This is a genomic window from Lysobacter fragariae (genome assembly GCF_054779775.1).
Genome location: NZ_BAAGXP010000013.1, coordinates 31,816 through 48,920 on the forward strand (window position 1 = coordinate 31,816; position 17,105 = coordinate 48,920).

15 protein-coding genes are annotated in these 17,105 nt (G+C 67.9%); 2 read left to right on the plus strand and 13 right to left on the minus strand.

Going from position 1 to position 17,105, the window contains the following annotated elements; genetic code table 11:
* Nucleotides 1–65 precede the first annotated feature (65 nt).
* Nucleotides 66–557 (plus strand): Lrp/AsnC family transcriptional regulator, encoded by a 492-nt coding sequence (locus ACYVD7_RS13665; RefSeq protein WP_460764305.1) that lies wholly within the window; start codon nt 66–68, stop codon nt 555–557.
* A gap of 125 nt (nt 558–682) precedes the next feature.
* Here the strand turns inward: ACYVD7_RS13665 and ACYVD7_RS13670 are convergent, their stop codons facing one another.
* The 5 genes from ACYVD7_RS13670 to ACYVD7_RS13690 all read right to left on the minus strand — a co-directional run bounded on the left by ACYVD7_RS13670 (nt 683) and on the right by ACYVD7_RS13690 (nt 6,390).
* The gene (locus ACYVD7_RS13670; RefSeq protein WP_460764307.1) at nt 683–1,537 is read right to left on the minus strand and encodes a bifunctional transcriptional activator/DNA repair enzyme AdaA; all 855 of its coding nucleotides are present in this window, start codon (nt 1,535–1,537) and stop codon (nt 683–685) included.
* Between the two features lie 168 nt (nt 1,538–1,705).
* A complete protein-coding gene (locus ACYVD7_RS13675) occupies nt 1,706–3,913 on the minus strand; it encodes a carboxy terminal-processing peptidase (RefSeq protein WP_460764309.1) in 2,208 nt (735 codons plus the stop codon).
* A gap of 402 nt (nt 3,914–4,315) precedes the next feature.
* Nucleotides 4,316–5,368, minus strand: a complete 1,053-nt coding sequence (lipA, locus tag ACYVD7_RS13680) for a lipoyl synthase (protein ID WP_460764311.1) — start codon at nt 5,366–5,368, stop codon at nt 4,316–4,318.
* A 7-nt stretch (nt 5,369–5,375) separates the two neighbouring features.
* The gene (gene lipB / locus ACYVD7_RS13685) at nt 5,376–6,083 is read right to left on the minus strand and encodes a lipoyl(octanoyl) transferase LipB (RefSeq protein WP_460764313.1); all 708 of its coding nucleotides are present in this window, start codon (nt 6,081–6,083) and stop codon (nt 5,376–5,378) included.
* A 28-nt stretch (nt 6,084–6,111) separates the two neighbouring features.
* Nucleotides 6,112–6,390, minus strand: coding sequence for a DUF493 family protein (locus ACYVD7_RS13690; RefSeq protein WP_460764315.1), 279 nt, complete (start codon nt 6,388–6,390; stop codon nt 6,112–6,114).
* Between the two features lie 45 nt (nt 6,391–6,435).
* Between ACYVD7_RS13690 and ACYVD7_RS13695 the strand changes: the two genes are divergently transcribed.
* On the plus strand, nt 6,436–6,669 hold the full coding sequence (locus tag ACYVD7_RS13695) for a hypothetical protein (protein WP_460764317.1): 234 nt from the start codon (nt 6,436–6,438) through the stop codon (nt 6,667–6,669).
* A 221-nt stretch (nt 6,670–6,890) separates the two neighbouring features.
* On the opposite strand, the gene ACYVD7_RS13700 is transcribed toward ACYVD7_RS13695, so the two are convergent.
* From ACYVD7_RS13700 to ACYVD7_RS13735, 8 genes are all read right to left on the minus strand, one after another.
* Nucleotides 6,891–8,105 (minus strand): D-alanyl-D-alanine carboxypeptidase family protein, encoded by a 1,215-nt coding sequence (locus tag ACYVD7_RS13700; RefSeq protein ID WP_460764319.1) that lies wholly within the window; start codon nt 8,103–8,105, stop codon nt 6,891–6,893.
* Between the two features lie 148 nt (nt 8,106–8,253).
* Nucleotides 8,254–9,618, minus strand: a complete 1,365-nt coding sequence (locus ACYVD7_RS13705; protein WP_460764321.1) for a septal ring lytic transglycosylase RlpA family protein — start codon at nt 9,616–9,618, stop codon at nt 8,254–8,256.
* Nucleotides 9,615–10,727 carry a lytic murein transglycosylase B gene (gene mltB / locus ACYVD7_RS13710; protein ID WP_460764323.1) on the minus strand — a complete coding sequence of 371 codons (1,113 nt, stop codon included), beginning with the start codon at nt 10,725–10,727 and terminating at the stop codon, nt 9,615–9,617. Before mltB ends, ACYVD7_RS13705 begins: the two co-directional genes overlap by 4 nt.
* 115 nt (nt 10,728–10,842) lie before the next feature.
* On the minus strand, nt 10,843–11,955 hold the full coding sequence (gene rodA / locus ACYVD7_RS13715; RefSeq protein WP_460764325.1) for a rod shape-determining protein RodA: 1,113 nt from the start codon (nt 11,953–11,955) through the stop codon (nt 10,843–10,845).
* On the minus strand, nt 11,952–14,039 hold the full coding sequence (mrdA, locus tag ACYVD7_RS13720; protein ID WP_460764327.1) for a penicillin-binding protein 2: 2,088 nt from the start codon (nt 14,037–14,039) through the stop codon (nt 11,952–11,954). The genes rodA and mrdA overlap by 4 nt, the downstream gene beginning before the upstream one ends.
* On the minus strand, nt 14,039–14,521 hold the full coding sequence (gene mreD, locus ACYVD7_RS13725) for a rod shape-determining protein MreD (protein ID WP_460764329.1): 483 nt from the start codon (nt 14,519–14,521) through the stop codon (nt 14,039–14,041). The genes mrdA and mreD overlap by 1 nt, the downstream gene beginning before the upstream one ends.
* Complete coding sequence (mreC, locus tag ACYVD7_RS13730; RefSeq protein WP_460764331.1) at nt 14,521–15,687, minus strand: rod shape-determining protein MreC; 1,167 nt, start codon at nt 15,685–15,687, stop codon at nt 14,521–14,523. Before mreC ends, mreD begins: the two co-directional genes overlap by 1 nt.
* 137 nt (nt 15,688–15,824) lie before the next feature.
* The gene (locus ACYVD7_RS13735; protein WP_460764333.1) at nt 15,825–16,871 is read right to left on the minus strand and encodes a rod shape-determining protein; all 1,047 of its coding nucleotides are present in this window, start codon (nt 16,869–16,871) and stop codon (nt 15,825–15,827) included.
* Nucleotides 16,872–17,105: the final 234 nt, after the last annotated feature.

The window sequence follows — 17,105 nt, forward strand, 5'->3', positions numbered from 1 at the left end:
ATCGTATCGATGCGCCAAGCATCACGGTTGAAAAAACATGCGCATGAACGCAATAATTTTGCGTAATGTCCGCACCCCTCACCCTGGACGAATTCGACCATCGCCTGCTGGAGCTCCTCCAGCGCGACGCCGGCGTGACCCTGACCGAACTGGGCGAGAAAGTCGGCCTGTCGGCCAGCGCGGTACAGCGCCGGATCAAGCGCTACCGCGACAGCGGTTTGATGCGGCAGGTCGCGGTGCTCAATCCCGCTCAGTTGAGCAACATCACCCTCGCCATGGTGCTGGTCGCGCTGGAGCGCGAATCGGCGCGGCACGCAGCTACCCTCTACACCCGCCTGCGCGCGGCACCGGAAGTGCAGCAGTGCTACGTGCTGGCCGGCGAATGGGACTACCTGGTGGTCCTGGCCACCACCGGCCTCGCGCATACGCGCGAAGTCGCCGAGCGTTTGTTCGGCGGCGACGACAACCTCAAGCGTTACGAAACGCGAATGGTGTTCGAGCCGGTCAAGCTGGGATTGGCGCTGCCGACACGGCCGCCCACGCGGCGCAAGCGCTGAGCACGTCTACCTGGTCCCTATCGCTTCCTGCCTGTGGGACGCGGGGCAGCGCCATGAAGAATCGGCCGCGAGGCCATTCATCTTCGTCATGACAGCGCATCGGCAACGCCACCCAAGACGACCTGTCACGCGGCCTTTTCGCGCTCGAGCACCTGCTGCTTGAGCGGCAGCCCCCAGCGATAACCGCCCAGCGAACCATCGCCGCGCACCACGCGGTGGCATGGCACCACGATCGCGACGCGGTTGTGCGCGCAGGCGCTTGCCACCGCGCGGGCGCCGCGCGGCGCACCCAGCTGCGCGGCGACTTCCGCGTAACTGCGAGTCTGGCCGCGCGGGATTTTCATCAGCGCGTCCCAGACCTTCTTCTGGAAGACCGTACCGATGAGGTCGATGTCGACCTGCGCCTGCTTTCCCGCCAGCGCATCGGCAACGGCGCGCAGGCGCGGCGCGAGGAATTCGTCACGACCGGCATCCACGCGATCCAGCGTGGCATGCGGGAATTCGCTGCGCAGCTTCGCCTCCAGCAGTGCCGGATCCTCGCCCAGTTCGACCATGCAGATGCCGCGTCGCGTGGTCGCCACCAGTGCGGTGCCCAATGCGGTATCGATCAGGCTCCAGCGGATGTCCTCGCCGACGCCGCCGGCACGGTAGCGCGCCGGTGTCATGCCCAGCTTCGCCGCGCCGCGCTCGTAGACACGCGAAGGCGAACCGTAGCCGGCGTCGTACAACGCGGCGCTGACATCGCTGCCGCCGCGCAATGCCGACTTCAACGTGCCCAGCTTGCGCTGCGCGAGGTATTCGGCGGGACTGATGCCGAAGCGCGCGGTGAAGCGGCGTTGCAGGTGCGATGGGCTGAGCCCGACGGCGACCGCCAGCTCGTTCAACGACGGCTCGCCGGCATCCAGCAGGCTGCGGGCCAGCTCGAGCCTGTCCTGCGACCCGGCTCCAAAGGCGGTGGTTTTCTTGACCATGGCGTTCATGGCCCCAAGCGTAACGGGCACCCGAAGGTGCCCGATATCCGATTCTTGCGACCAGCCTCCACGCTGCACACAGCCCCCTGAGTCAGGGGGCGATTCGCGCTGCAGGCGCGAATGGGGGTGTGGCAGCGCAGGGTGGGGTTTCCCGGGCGCAGCCTGGGAAATGCCCCGTCAGTCCGCCCAATGCCCGGGCTTGGAGGCCTCCGGCAGCACCTGCGCCGACAGCGTGCCGTCGTTGTTCAGCAGCTGGACGGCGTCGGCGAGGATCGAAGCGGATTCGCGCAGCAGCGGATCGGGACGCTGTTCGGCGAGCTTCTCGCGCGCCGCGTCCTTGGCGATGTCGCGCTCGCTCGACGCCAGGCCGTCATCGGCGCTGTCGTCGGCCAGCGGATCGATCGCCAGGCCCAGTGCCTTGCGTTCTTCCTGGCGCTGCTTGCGCTTGGCGACGTCGCGGTCACGCTCGGCGCGGCGATCAGCCTCGTTGAGCGATACCGACTTCTTGGCGCGATCGACGCGGAACTGGGCGACGTCCTCGCTCCACCACTGGAATTCCTTGTCCTTGGCAACGCGTGCGGCGTGCATGGATTCCAGCTTCGGCAACAGCGGCGCAAAGTTGCCGTAGCGCGTGTGCTGGACGCCCGCGATCCGGGTCCACGGCAGCGCGTTGTCGTAGGTGCTTTCGCCGAACTCGCTCGCATCCACGGTGACCGGGAATGCGATGTCCGGCGCCACGCCCTTGTTCTGCGTGCTGCCGCCGCTGACGCGGAAGAACTGCGCCATGGTGAACTTGACCTGGCCGAAGCGCGCGCTCTCATTCGCCGGCCAGCGGTCGAGGTCGAACAGGTTCTGCACGGTGCCCTTGCCGAAGGTGGTCTCGCCGATGATCAGGCCACGACCGTAGTCCTGGATGGCGCCCGCGAAGATTTCCGACGCGGAGGCCGAACCGCGATTGATCAGCACCGCGAGCGGGCCTTCCCACGCGATGCCGGCATCGGTGTCGCCTTCCACCCCGACGCGTCCACCGGATTCGCGCACCTGCACCACCGGGCCGCGATCGATGAACAGACCGGTGAGCTCGATGGCTTCGGTCAGCGAACCACCGCCGTTGTTGCGCAGGTCCAGCACCACGCCTTCGACGTTCTGCGTGCGCAACTGTGCGAGCAGCTTGGCGACGTCGCGCGTCGCCGATGCGTAGTCGCCATCGTTGCGGCGGCGGCCTTCGAAGTCCTGGTAGAAGCCGGGCAGCTTGATCACGCCGACGCGACGCGCGGGCGCGCCGTTGGTCGCCGGCAGGTTGATGATTTCCGACTTCGCCGCCTGGTCTTCCAGGCGCACCTTGTCGCGCACCAGCACGACGCGGTTGGGATGGCTGTCCAGGCCGGCTTCGGCCGGAATGACGTCCAGCCGCACCTTGGTGCCCTTGGCGCCGCGGATCTTGTCGACGACGTCGTCGATGCGCCAGCCGATCACGTCATCCATCGGTCCGCTCTCGCCCTGGCCGACGGCCACGACGCGGTCACCGGGCTTCAGCTTGCCGGACTTGCTGGCGGGCGCGCCGGGGACGATCTCGCGGATCGCGACGACGTCGTCCTGCTTCTGCAGCACCGCGCCGATGCCTTCCAGCGACAGCGACATCGTCATGTTGAAGTTGTCGGCCGAACGCGGGGTGAAGTAATCGGTGTGCGGATCGATCGCGTTGGCGTAGCTGTTGATGAAGGTCTGGAAGACGTCCTCGCCCTTCAGCTCACCCACGCCCTTGGCCATGTTGTTGTAGCGCTTGTCGAGCGTCTTGCGGATGTCCTCCGGCTTCTTGCCCGCCAGCTTCAGGCGCAGCCAGTCGTTGCGGACAGACTGCTTCCACAGCGTGTCGAGCGCGGCGTTGTCGGCAGCCCACGGGGCGTCCTCGCGGTCGTACTGGAAGCTGTCGCTGCCGGTGAAGTCGAAGATGTCCTGCTTGAGCAGGCTGCGCGCATACGCCACGCGGGCGTCGAAGCGCTGGCGGTAAACGGCGAAGATCGCGTAGGCCGGATCGAGCTTGCCGGACTTGATCGCGTCATCGAACTTGAACTTGTACGCGTCGAATTTCGCGATGTCCTGCGCGGTGAAGAACTGCTTGCTGCCGTCCAGCGACTCCAGGTAACGCTTGTACATGTCGGCCGACAACGTGTCGTCCAGCGCGCGCGGGCGGTAAGCGTACTTGCTGTCGGACAGCAGGCCATAGACGAGGCCGGCCGCCGTGGACTGGTCGGCAGTGGCGCCATTGAGCCGTGCGGAGGAGCCGGCGCCATCGGCGGCGAGCAGGACCAGCGGCGCGGTGAGGAGGAAGGCGACCAGCACCTTGGCAGGTGCGGGGAAGGAGCGTGGGGTCTTGGAGTTCATCGCGGGGGCTCGCAGGCCGGTATGGCCCGGATCAAGAATGTCGCGGGATTCGACCGCCCCACAGTGCCGAAAGTTGCGGGCGCTGTCACTGCCATGGACGCATCAGAACGTGCCGTCGGGCCGATTTCCCGGATACAGCCATGAATCGGCGTGGAAAGCGTTCAGCAATGTGCACGGCCGCAGGGGGCGGCGCGCAGCATGCGCGACGATCAGAGCCGATTCCATGAGGTGCTCCGGTGGTCGTAAGGCGGACTCAAGCCCGCCATCCGCGATCCCGCCGGCACCCGTCGAGGCACCCTCCGGCGAATCCTCGTGAAGCACAGATCAGCCTGAACGCGACATCCCACACCAGCGGCGGGCTTGAGCCCGCCCTACGCTTCCGCGAAGGCTTCGTCCCGGCGCTTACGCCGAGGCGACGACGCCGGCCTCTATCGCGGAACGGTCGGCGTGGTACGACGAGCGCACCAGCGGGCCGGACGCCACGTGGGTGAAGCCCAGCGCGTAGCCGAAGGTTTCCAGTTCCTTGAACTCGTCCGGCGTCCAGTAACGCATCACCGGGTGGTGGTGCGCGGTCGGCTGCAGGTACTGGCCGATGGTGATCATGTCGACGTCGTGCGCGCGCAGGTCGCGCAGCGTCGCCTGGACCTGCTCCATCGTCTCGCCCAGGCCGAGCATGATGCCGCTCTTGGTCGCCACGTCGGGGTGCTGCGCCTTGAAGCGTTGCAGCAGGGTCAGCGACCACTGGTAGTCGGCGCCGGGACGCACGTTGGTGTAGAGATCCGGCACCGTCTCGATGTTGTGGTTGAACACGTCCGGCGGACCCTTGGCGAAGATCTCCAGCGCGCGGTCCATGCGGCCCTTGCCGCGGAAATCGGGCGTCAGGGTTTCGATCTTGGTTTTCGGGCTGTGTTCGCGGATCGCGGCGATGCAGTCGACGAAGTGCTGGGCACCGCCATCGCGCAGGTCGTCGCGGTCGACGCTGGTCACCACGACATACTTCAGGCCCATGTCGGCGACGGTGGTCGCCAGGGTGAGCGGCTCGCCGGCGTCCGGCGGCTTGGGACGGCCATGGGCGACGTCGCAGAACGAGCAGCGACGCGTGCAGACCTCGCCCAGGATCATGAAGGTCGCGGTGCCGTGGCTGAAGCACTCGTGGATGTTCGGGCAGCTGGCTTCCTCGCACACCGTGACCAGGCGGTTCTCGCGCAGCTTGGCCTTGAGCTGCTGCACCGAGTTGCCGGACGGAATCCGCACGCGGATCCACGAGGGCTTGCGCAGCACCGGCGCGTCGGCGAACTGCACCGGCGAGCGGTTGATCTTGTCGCCACCGAGCTGCTTCACGCCTTCCTGGAGCGGGGTCGGCTGAAGGGTGGCCGGCGCATCGCCGCCCACGACCGCGAGGGGAATGGACTTCAGCGAGCCGCCAGGAGCGGAGGAATCGGGAGCGGACGACATGGGCAACTCAGGCGACGGCGGGGAGTTCGGGCGCCGCGGCGGTTTCCACCGACAGCCCGAACAGGCGGGCGATGTGCTGGACCAGCACCGGCTTGACCGCGTCCAGGCTGGACGGGCCGCCCAAGTCTAGCATCGAGGTCACCTGCAACCCCGCGTATCCACAAGGATTTATTCGCATGAAGGGCTCCAGGTCCATCGCGATGTTGAAGGCGAGGCCGTGGAAGGTGCAGCCCCGGCGCACCCGGATGCCGAGGGCGCCGATCTTGGCGTCGTTGACGTAGACGCCGGGGGCACCGTCGCGGCGCTGGGCATGGATGTTCCAGTCGGCCAGCGTGTCGATCATGGCCTGCTCGACCCGGCAGACGTACTCCTTGACCCCCACCTTCAGCCGCTTCAGGTCCAGCAGCGGGTACAGCACGATCTGGCCGGGGCCGTGGTAGGTCACCTGGCCACCGCGGTCGACGTGGATGACCGGGATGTCGCCCGGCATCAGCACGTGCTCGGGCTTGCCGGCCTGGCCCAGGGTGAAGACGGGGTCATGCTCGACCAGCCAGAGTTCGTCGGGCGTGGTGTCGGTGCGGGAGTCGGTGAAGGCCTGCATGGCGCGCCAGACCGGCTCGTACGGCTGACGCCCGAGGTCGCGCGCCAGCGCTACCGGCACGGGCGCCGCCGCGTCCGCAGGCGGCAACACATCCAGGCAGGCGTTCGCGTTCATGCGCAGGTGCTCCCGTGCTGCCGGGCGGTCACAGCGTCCACTTCACTTCCGGATGCTCGCGCAGCACGGCGTGGGCACGGTCGTACTGCTCGCGGTTTTCGGCGTGGAAGCTGATCCGCACGGACACATAGCGGCCATTGGACGAATGCTTCCAGCTGACTGTCTCCTGCACGACCCCGATGCCGGCATCGAGCAGCAGGGTGGGCAATACGGTTTCGAGGTTCTTGTCCGCGGCGCCCATGGCGGACAGCTCGAAGGTGCCGGGGAACTGGAAGCCGTGCTCGGCGTTTTCGGACTTGATTTCCATCGGCGCGATATGGGTGCGGGGCCGGACAATCCAAGGGAGCGTAGGATGCGCCCAATCGCGCCGACGGACCAACCGATGGACTTTGCGGTACTGATGTGGGGCGTGGTGTTCAGCTCGATCGGGCTGGGCTACTTCATCTACGGCCGGCGCCAGCAGGCCCCGGTGGCGCTGGTGTGCGGCATCGCGCTGATGGTGTTCCCGTACTTCGTGTCCAGCGCCTGGGGTATGGTCCTGATTGGCGCCGCGCTGATGGCGATTCCGTACTTCCTGCGGGTTTAGTCCGGCGCCGGGGCGCATTCCCGGATCGTCAAACCACGGTCGCCCGTTGTCATCGGCGCCGTGTCGGCGGCGCTGGCGGTCCAAAGCAGACAGGGCCGCCCGAAGGCAGCCCTGGTCGCTCAACGTGTTGTTGCCGGTGCGGGGGCCACGCTGAGGTAGCCCACGCTTAGCGCCCCAACCGGGGCCGGGCCGCGATTACGCGCCAACCCGGACGCCCGAAGTCACTCCGACTCCCACCACATCCACAGCTCGTCCCACAGGCGCTTGAAGAATCCGCCCTGCTCCACCGCCGTGATCGCGACCAGCGGACGCTGCGCGATGATCTTGCCGTCGAGCATCACCTTCACCGTGCCGACCTTCTGGCCCTTGGCGATCGGTGCCACGAGTGTCTTGGGCAGGTCCATCGACGGCTTGAGGCGGTTGTACTTGCCGCGCGGCACCGTCACCAGCATCGGCTCGGACAGGCCGAGCTGGACTTCGTCGGCAGTGCCCTTCCACACCTTCTGCTTGGCGATCGCCTTGCCGGCGTCGTAGAGCTTGTGGGTCTCGAAGAAACGGAAACCCCAGTTGAGCAGCGCCTGGCTGTCGGTGGTGCGCTGGTCATCGGAGGTCGATCCCATCACCACGCTGATCAGGCGCTGGTCGCCGTGCAGTGCCGATGCCATCAGGCAGTAACCGGCGCCGGAATGGTGGCCGGTCTTGATGCCGTCGACCGCCGGATCCAGCCACAGCAACCGGTTGCGGTTGGGCTGGGTTATCGGGCCGACGGTGAATTCCTTGATCCTGTTGTAGGCGTAGGTCTCGGGGAAGTCGCGGATGAATGCGCGGCCCAGCAGCGCCAGGTCGTGCGCGGTGGAGTAGTGACCCTGCGCGGACAGGCCGGTCGCGTTGACGAAGTGCGAGTTCTTCATGCCGATGCGCGCGGCATAGGCATTCATCAGCGCGGCGAAGCTCTCCTCGCTGCCGGCGACGTGCTCGGCCAGGGCGATCGCGGCATCGTTGCCGGACTGGATCGCCATGCCTTTTTCCATCTGCTCCAGCGGCGCGGTCTTGTTGACCTCGAAGCCGCTGTAGCTGCCGTCGGTACCGGCGCCGCCGGTGCGCCAGGCGTTCTCGCTCATCATCACCGCGTCGGTCGGCTTGACCTTGCCGCCTGCGACTTCGGCCGCGATGGTGTAGCTGGTCATCACCTTGGTGATGCTGGCCGGTTCCAGGCGGGTGTCGTAGCCCTCGCCAGCCAGCACGTTGCCGCTGGCGTAATCCACCAGCACCCACGCCGTGCCGGTGATCTTCGGCGGCGGCGGAACGGGCATCGCGTCGCTGGCGGGTGCGACGGCCGGGCGGGCGGGCTGTTGGGCGACGGCGAAACCGGCCACGGAGGTGACCAGGGCGGATGCGGCCACGAGCGCGGCGGCAACGATGGGACGGGCTTTCATCTGTACGACTCCGGAAGGCCGGCCATGGCCGGCCCGTGAATTGCGGGAAAGGCGGAAATCCTAGAGCAGCGCGTTGGCCTGCTCCATGACTGAATCTGTAGAAAAAACCAGAGGCCGCGATCCTTCGCTGCGAACGGACGAGGCGATGCTACTCCCGTACCCGTTGCGGCTGTCCAAAGCCCAGACCGACGATGCGCGCGGCCAGTTCCGGCGCCGTCGTGGCGGCCAGCGGCCCCACGCGCAGGCGCCAGACTTTCTGTCCGTTGGCACTGCCGTCGAGCAGGCGTGCCGCATCGATTCCGGCGCCCTGGAGCATCCGCAGCGCACGGTCGGCGTTGTCGCGCGCGGAGAAGGCCGCGACCTGCAGGGTCACGCGGTCTTCGCCCTGCACCGTGCTGGCCACCGCTGCGGCGGCCTGGACCGGTGCCGGCGGGGGCGGAGCGGCTGCGGCCACCGAAGCCGGACCCGACGAGCCCGCGACCGGTGCCGACGGGACCGCCGTCGCCTGCGGCGTCCCCGGCTTGCCGGTGGCCACGCGCACCTGTCGCGACTTCATCCAGGTTTCGAATTCGTTTGCGGTCATGGTGCGACCGTCTTTGCGCATGTCGAAGCGGTAATCGGCAGCCGACGGTGCGGACCGCGAGGCTGGCATCGCGCTGGCGAGCCCGCTGGTCGACGTGGTCTCCGCCGCAGACGCGGTCGCGATCGGCATCGCCGCCAGCAGCTTGTCCATCGCACTGTCGTCGGCGGGCTTGCGCGTGGCGATTGCCGCGTCGGCCTTCGCCGGCTTCCTGTCCCTGGTGCCATCCTTCGACGGCGGCGGATTGTTGGCGGCGCCGGCGTACTCCGGCTTGTCCTCGCCCGAAGTGAGCGCCCGGACTTCGACGCGCGCGGTGCCGTTCTTCACGTAGCCGAGCTTGGTCGCGGCGGCATAGCTCAGATCGATGATCCGGCCCGCGTGGAACGGCCCGCGATCATTGACGCGCACCACCACCGACTTGCCGTTGTCCAGGTTGGTCACGCGGGCGAAGCTGGGCAGCGGCAGCGTCTTGTGCGCGGCGGTGAAGGCGTACATGTCGTACACCTCCAGGTTGGACGTGCGGCGGCCGTGGAACTTCTTGCCATAGAACGAAGCGACGCCGGTTTCCACGTAGCCCTGCGCACTGTCGAGGACCTGGTATTTCTTGCCCAGCACCGCGTAGGACTTGCGGTTGCCGACGCTGGAACGCGGCTCGTCGGTGACTTCGGGCTCGGGAATGGAATCGACATCGGGGATGTCGTCGGGGACGCTGTCGGCAACATGCGGCGCGTACAGGCCGCCGGCGACGTAATGGCCGCGCGTGCCCGGATCTTCCTGTGCCGCGGCGTAGGGCGACTGCTTCTTGGACGACGCCGTCGCGGGGCGATCCTCGCCCTTCCCGACCGAGGCCGTGGGCGGCGGCGGAGACTTCTTCGGCACCCCGGCACAGGCGGCCAGGGCCAGCACCAGCGCTGCCGGCAGCAGCGCCCTCATGCGCCCGGCCCTGCCGGAACGGGCGCGGCTTCCACGGCAACGTCGCGACCGGCGATGGCTTCTGACAGCTGGTACACGGCGGTCGCGTAGCGGATGGAGTTGTTGTAACTCCAGATCGCCCGGAAGTTGCGGAAGGTCAGCCAGTATTCGTCGCCGTTGGCGCCATCGAGCACGATCGGCGCGCCGGTGATGCCAGCGGGCACCGGAGCGAGCGGCGTGTAGCCGGCCTGCGCGAGCGTTGCCAGCGAATGCACCGGCTCGCCATTGGAATCCACCAGCGCGACGGTGCCCGGCGTGTAGTTCGCGCGCGCCATCACCGGCTGCCCACGCATCCATCCGCCCTTGACCACGAAGTAATTGGCGACCGACGCGAAGATATCGTCGACGTCGTTGAACAGGTCGCGACGTCCGTCGCCATCGCCGTCGACCGCATACAGGCGATAGCTGGACGGCATGAACTGGCCCCAGCCCATCGCGCCGGCGTAGCTGCCGGTGAGCGTGGTGACGTCGAGCCCGGTGTCCTTGCCGAGCGCGAACAGCTGGCCGAGCTCGTCACGGAAGAAGGCTTCGCGCTGGTTCTCGCGCGCGATCTTTTCCGGCAGGTTGGTGCGCGGGTAATTGAAGGCCAGCGTGTACAGCGCGTCCAGCACCGAGGTCTTGCCGGTGTTCGCGCCCCAGCTGGTTTCGACGCCGATGATGGCGACGATCACTTCCGCCGGCACGCCGTACTTCGCCTCGACCTTCGCCAGCTGGTCGCGATGCTCGGCGAGGAAGGCGCGGCCGCCGTCGATGCGTTGCTGGGTGATGAAGATCGGACGGTAATCGCGCCACGGCTTGGTCTCGGCCGGACGCGACATCGCGGCGATGGTGCCCTCGCGGATCTGCGCGCGCGCGAGCACCGACTCGATCACCGGCGGCGCAATGCCGTACTTGCTGGCGGTTTCATTCACGAACGCGATGCGCTCCTCCGCGCTCGGCGGATGCGACGGCGCATAGGCGATGGCGCCAGCCACGGCCGTTGCCGGCGGTGCAGGAAGCGTGGGAGTGGGCGGCGTTGCCTGCGTGGCGCAGGCCGCAAGCGTTAGCGACAGCGCGAAAGGCAGTGCCATCCACGCGTGGGAATACGGGCATCGGCTCATTGCGGCCGAGGGTAGCACGGGGTTCCAGGAGTAAAAACCCTTTGATTTCAGATGAATGCGTGGTTCAGGCAAGCGCCTGGGCAACTCACCGCGCATGCACCGGCCGATGCGCCTGCACCGCCATCACCACGCCCAGCCCCGCGAGCAGCGACACTGCCGACGTCCCGCCGTAGCTCAACAACGGCATCGGCACGCCCACCACCGGCAGCATCCCGGCGATCATCCCGCCGTTGACGATCACGTACACGCAGAACGCCAGGCCCAGCGCGCCGGCCACCAGCCGCGAATAGCCATCGCGCGCACCCGCCGCGATCCACAGGCAGCGACCGATGACGAACAGGTACAGCGCCAGCACCGTCATCACGCCCAGCCAGCCGAACTCCTCGCTCAGCACCGCGAAGATGAAGTCGGTGGTGTGCTCGGGAATGTAGTTGAGGTGCGACTGCGAGCCTTCGCCCCAGCCCTTGCCGGTCCAGTAGCCCGAACCGATCGCGATCTTCGACTGGATGATGTTCCAGCCAGTGCCGAGCGGGTCGGATTCGGGATTGAGGAAGGTGAGGATGCGGTCCTTCTGGTACGGCCGCAGCAGCCAGAACCACGCCATCGGTGCGATCGCGCCGACCGCGCCGAACGCCGCGCCGAACCACCACCACGGCAGGCCCGCCAGGTACAGCACGAACGCGCCACTGATGCCCACCAGCATCGCCGTGCCGAAGTCCGGCTGCAGCAGGATCAGTCCCGTCGGCACGCCGATGATCACCGCAGCCAGCAGCACGACGCTGAAGCGCGGCGGCAACGGCCGGCGATTGAGGTACCAGGCGACCATCATCGGCAGGCTCAGCTTGAGCACTTCGGCCGGCTGGAAATAGAACACGCCCAGGTTGATCCACAGGTTGCCGTGCTTGCCCTGCCCGACGACCAGCACGATCAGCAACGGAACCAGCGACAGGCCATACACCCACGGCGTCCAGTTGCGCAGCTGCGTCGTCGGCAACCGCGACAGCGCCCACATCACGCCCAGGCCCATCGCGAAACGCGAACCCTGCGCCACCACCAGGCGCATCGACTGGTCGCCGGCGCTGTACAGCACGGCCAGGCCGATCGCCATCAATGCCAGCAACGCGCCGAGCAACGGCAGGTCCAGCGTGCGCGTGAAGCGCTGCAACATGTCGAACAGCCAGCGCAGCAGCAGTCTCATCGCGTCGGCTCCTGCGTCCGTCGGGCGGGCGGCTGGGTTGCCGGCGTCGCCGGCGGCTTCACGGCCTGCGGCCGCGTCGGCGCGACGCCAACCGGTGCCGGGCGCGCGGGCGTAGTGGTTGCGGGAACAGTTGCCGCGGGAGGGCCGCCCGCGTCCGGAACCACCAGCTGCACCGCATCCTCATCGGGCGGCGGCGGCGTGTTGGGTGCGGGGTGCGGCGTGGTCGCCACTTCCGGTTCGGGCATCTTGCCCAGCAGCCACGCGTCGAACACCTTGCGCGCGATCGGCGCCGCGGCGGTACCGCCGAATCCACCGTGTTCGACCGACACCGCAATGGCGATGGTCGGGTTGTCAGCCGGTGCATAACCGACGAACAACGCCTGGTGGCGCAGGTTGTACGGCAGCGAATGCGGATCGAAGCTCACGCTGCCCTTGCGACTGATCTTCTGTGCGGTGCCGGTCTTGCCCGCCATCATGTACGGCGCACCGCGTGCCATCGCCGCGCCGGTGCCACCGCCGTGGATCGTGGCGATCATGCCTTCCTGCACTGCGCGCAGGTTCGACGCGTTGTCGGTGATGCGGGTCGGCGCCGGTTGCGGCACCGCGCGCCACGGCTGGTCGTAGCCATCGCGGCGGTCGGCGACGATGTGCAGGCGGCGCAGGTTGCCGCCGTTGGCAATGGCCGCGGTGCCGCGCACCAGCTGCAGCGCGGTCGCGACCCAGTAGCCCTGGCCGATGCCGGCATTGACGGTTTCGCCCGGGTACCAGCCTTCCTTGCTGCGCTTGGCCTTCCATTCCGGCGAAGGCACCACGCCGACGGTTTCGCCGGACAGGTCGATGCCGGTCTTCTCGCCGAAGCCGTACTTGTACATGTAGGTATCGAACTTCTGGATACCCATCTCGTAGGCGAGCTTGTAGTAGTAGAAGTTCACCGAGTGCGAGATCGACTTGCGCAGGTCGGTCCAGCCCGCGCCGCCGTGTGCGTCGCGCCAGCCGCGGCGCTGGCCGGGAATGTAGAACGTGCCGGTCGAAAACACCTTGGTTTCCGGCGTGCGCAGGCCGCTGTCGAGGCCGGCCAGGCCAATCAGCGGCTTCACCGTCGAACCCGGCGGGCCACCGCCCAGCACGTTGCGGTTGAACAGTGGCCGCGACGGGTTGTCCATCAGCGACCGGTAGTCCTTATGCGAGATGCCGTTGACGAACAGGTTGGTGTCGTAACCGGGCAGGCTGACCATCGCGAGGATCTCGCCGGTGCGCGGATCCACCGCCACCGCCGCCCCGTCCTTGTCGCCGAACGCGGTGACCATCGCCTGCTGCAGGTCCAGGTCGATGCTCAGGCGCAGGTCCGCGCCGGGCTTGGCCGGATCGCGGCCCGCCGACGACATCGGGCGACCATCGACGTTGGTGACGATCTTCTCGAACCCGACCGTGCCGCGCAGCGCCTGTTCGTAATAGCGCTCCAGGCCGGTCTTGCCGACGTGGCTGAGCGCGGCATCGGCGTCGCTGAGTTCCTTCAGGTCGGCCGCATCGACGCGGCCGACGTAGCCGATCACGTGCGAGAACAATTCGCCGTACAGGTAGCGCCGATTGAGGTAGGGCTGCAGCTCGATGCCGGGGAAGCGCCAGCGATCGACGGCGAAGCGCGCGGCTTCTTCCTCGCTGATGCGCAGCTTCAGCGTCACCGGCTTGAAGCCGCGCGCGACGAAGCGGTTGGCTTCGTAGCTGTCGATGTCTTCCTTCGACAGCGACACGATCTTCGCCAGCTCCGGCAGCCACTTGCTGGTGTCGCCGGCTTCCTTCGGCGTCACGTCCAGGCGGAACGCGGGCACGTTGTCGGCCAGGATGCGGCCCTTGCGGTCGTAGATCAGCCCGCGCGCCGGCACCACCGGGCGCAGCTTGATGCGATTGGCTTCCGAGCGCGTGGCGTATTCGCTGTGCTGCCAGACCTGCAGGCGGAAGTACCACAGCCCCAGTCCGGCGAGCGCGAGCATCACGCAGCTGAAGGCGACGAACGCGCGGCGGCGGAACTGCTCCGCCTCCATCGCAGCGTTCTTGATGAAGCGGCGGCGCGGACGCAGGGACATCAGCGCCGGCGCCAGCCCAGCCGCAGCCCGTCCACCAGCGCGAACACCGGCACCCACAGCAGCATGCCGACCAGCGGGCCGAACCACGCCGCACCGGACAGGTTGGGAACGCCCAGCAGCCAGTGGATGGCGACGGTGACGATGCGGTCGTTGACCAGCAGCGCGCCCATGGCCAGCGATTGCTGCGACAACGGGAAGAAGCGCATCCGCGCACGGAAGCGCTGCAGGATGAAGGTCATCACCACCAGTCGCAGCGCCTGTTCGCCCAGCAGGCTGCCGATGACGAGGTCGGCGACCAGCCCGATCAGGAACGCGAAGCCCAGGCCGACGCGGTCGGGGTCTTCCATCACCCAGTACGCCAGCACCAGCGCCAGCCAGTAGGGTCGCAGCTGCTGCAGCACGCTCGGCATGGGCAGCAGGCCAAGCAACAGCGCGACGAGCAGGCTCAGCGGCAGTATCCAGGGGGAGGAGCGGGCGCGCATCAGCGGTGCTCCGCGGCGGGTTCGGGTTGCGGCGGGGGCGCCTGCGGCGTGCGCGGCGGCGTGCCGGTCGACGTTGCAGCAGCCGGCGATGAAATCTGGCGCGCGGGGCCGGTCGCTGCAGGCTGCGCAGTGCGCGATGCGGCTGCATGCGTCGTTCCCGCAGCAGGTGCGGGTGCAGGCGCGCCAGCAGCCGCCTTCGTTGCTTGCCCCGGCGTGGTGCCTGCTGCCGAAGTTCCTTCAACTGGCGCCGAAGTTCCTTCAACTGGCGCCGCCGCTCCTTCAACCGGCGCGGCGGCCGGCACGGTGCCCGGCCCGATCACCGGCCGCGACGGCAACGTGCGCAGCAGCAGCACGTCGCGACCGCGGTCGAGTTCGGCCGAAGGCTTCACGTCGCCAACCAGGAAGGCGCGGCTCTCGTCCGGACGCAGCGCGGTGATCGTGCCGACCGGGAAGCCGGCGGCGAAGCGCCCGCCCAGGCCCGACGTCACCAGCACGTCGCCGACCTTCACCTCGCTCGACAGCGGCACGCTGGCCAGCGCGAGCTGGTCGACGCGGCCGGTCCCGTAAGCCACCAGGCGCACGCCGTTGCGGGCGATGGCGACGGGAATGGCGTGGTCGGGATCGGTCAGCAGCAGCACCGTGGACTGCAACGGGCCGACTTCGATGATCTGGCCCAGCACGCCACCGGCGTCGATCACGGTCTGGCCGACGCGGACACCGTCGCCACTGCCGGCACCGAGCACCAGGCGCTGGCGGGTCGGATCCAGGTCGATGGTGAGTATCGGCGCCAGCTGGACGTCCAGGCTGCCCTGCTCCGCAGCGCCGAGCAGGGCGCGCAGGCGGGCATTGTCGGCATTGACGGTCGCCAGCCGCGCCATGCGCGCGCGGGTGACCAGGAGTTCGTTGCGAAGGCGGCGGTTTTCGACGGTGAGCTGGCCGAGCGTGCCGGCGTCGTTGGAAACCGTCCTGACTACCTGCCCGGGCATGCCCGCCACGGCACGCAGCGGCTGGACGAGCGTCTGCGCCTGCTGGCGGACGCGGCTGAGCCAGCCGCCGCGGTGGTCCAGCACCAGCAGGACCACACCCAGCGCCAGGTACGCCAATAGCTGCAGCGTGCCAGCAAGGTCACCGGAGCGGCTGGTGGAAGGACCGGCGTAGGAAGGCACGTCAGGGGATCAACGGAGGGGATCGTGGAAATGGTCGACGTGGCGAACGCGCGACGCGGGGCACAGCATCATTGACGTAAAACCGGGAGACGGTGTGTGGCAGAAGTCGTGCTTTCCGCGCGCCGTCTCCCGCTTTTTCATTCCGGCGCGAAGAACTCGTTGCCGTGCATGTCCACCAGTTCCAGCGCACGGCCACCGCCACGCGCGACGCAGGTCAGCGGATCATCCGCGACCTGCACGTGCAGGCCGGTTTCCTCGCTGATCAGGCGATCCAGGTCGCGCAGCAGCGCGCCGCCACCGGTGAGCACGATGCCGCGCTCGGCGACGTCGGCGCACAGCTCCGGCGGGGTCTGCTCCAGCGCCAGGCGGATGGCCGCCACGATGCCCGCGAGCGGCTCGCGCAGCGCTTCGTGCACTTCGTTGGAATTGAGCTTCACCATCTTCGGCACGCCCTCGGCGAGGTTGCGGCCGGAGACCTCCATCGAACGCGGGTCCTTCTGCGGCGTGGCGCAGCCGATCTCGAGCTTGATGCGCTCGGCGGTGGTTTCGCCGATCAGGGTGCCGTAGGTGCGGCGGACGTAGGCGATGATGGCTTCGTCGAAGCGGTCGCCGCCGATGCGGACCGACTGCGAATAGACGATGCCGTTCAGGGCGATGACCGCGACTTCCGTGGTGCCGCCGCCGATGTCGACGACCATCGAACCGCGGGCCTCGGTCACCGGCATGCCGGCGCCGATGGCGGCGGCCATGGGTTCTTCGATCAGGTAGACCTCACGCGCACCGGCTTCTTCAGCCGATTCCTTGATCGCGCGGCGCTCGACCTGGGTCGAACCGCAGGGCACACAGACCAGCACGCGCGGGCTGGGGCGCAGGAAGCGCGACTTGTGCACCTTGCGGATGAAGTACTTGAGCATTTCCTCGGTGTAGGTGAAGTCGGCGATCACGCCGTCCTTCATCGGCCGGATGGTGTTGATGTGGCCCGGGGTGCGGCCGAGCATCTGCTTGGCCTCCGAACCCACCGCCGCGACCGAGCGGTTGCCGCCGATCACGCGGTCCTGGCGCACGGCGACCACGGACGGCTCGTTCAGCACGATTCCCTGCCCGCGGACATAAATGAGGGTGTTGGCCGTGCCCAGGTCGATGGACAGGTCATTGGAGAACATGCCGCGGAACTTCTTGAACATCAGGAATCAGCCGTGATTGCCAGCGGAACTGGCCGTGGGGGGAAGGGGCACAAGGAACCCGGTAGCCTACGCCCAGGCCATTGTCCAAACAAGGAAATTTTCCTCAAAACCGGCACTGGCGCTGGCTTTGGGAAGGGGCCCGCGGCTACCCTACCCGCCTTCCGGACGCCGCCAGACCATCGGTGCGCCGACCGCCACCCGAACGGCCCCTGCCCCGGGGCCATGAAACAGGAC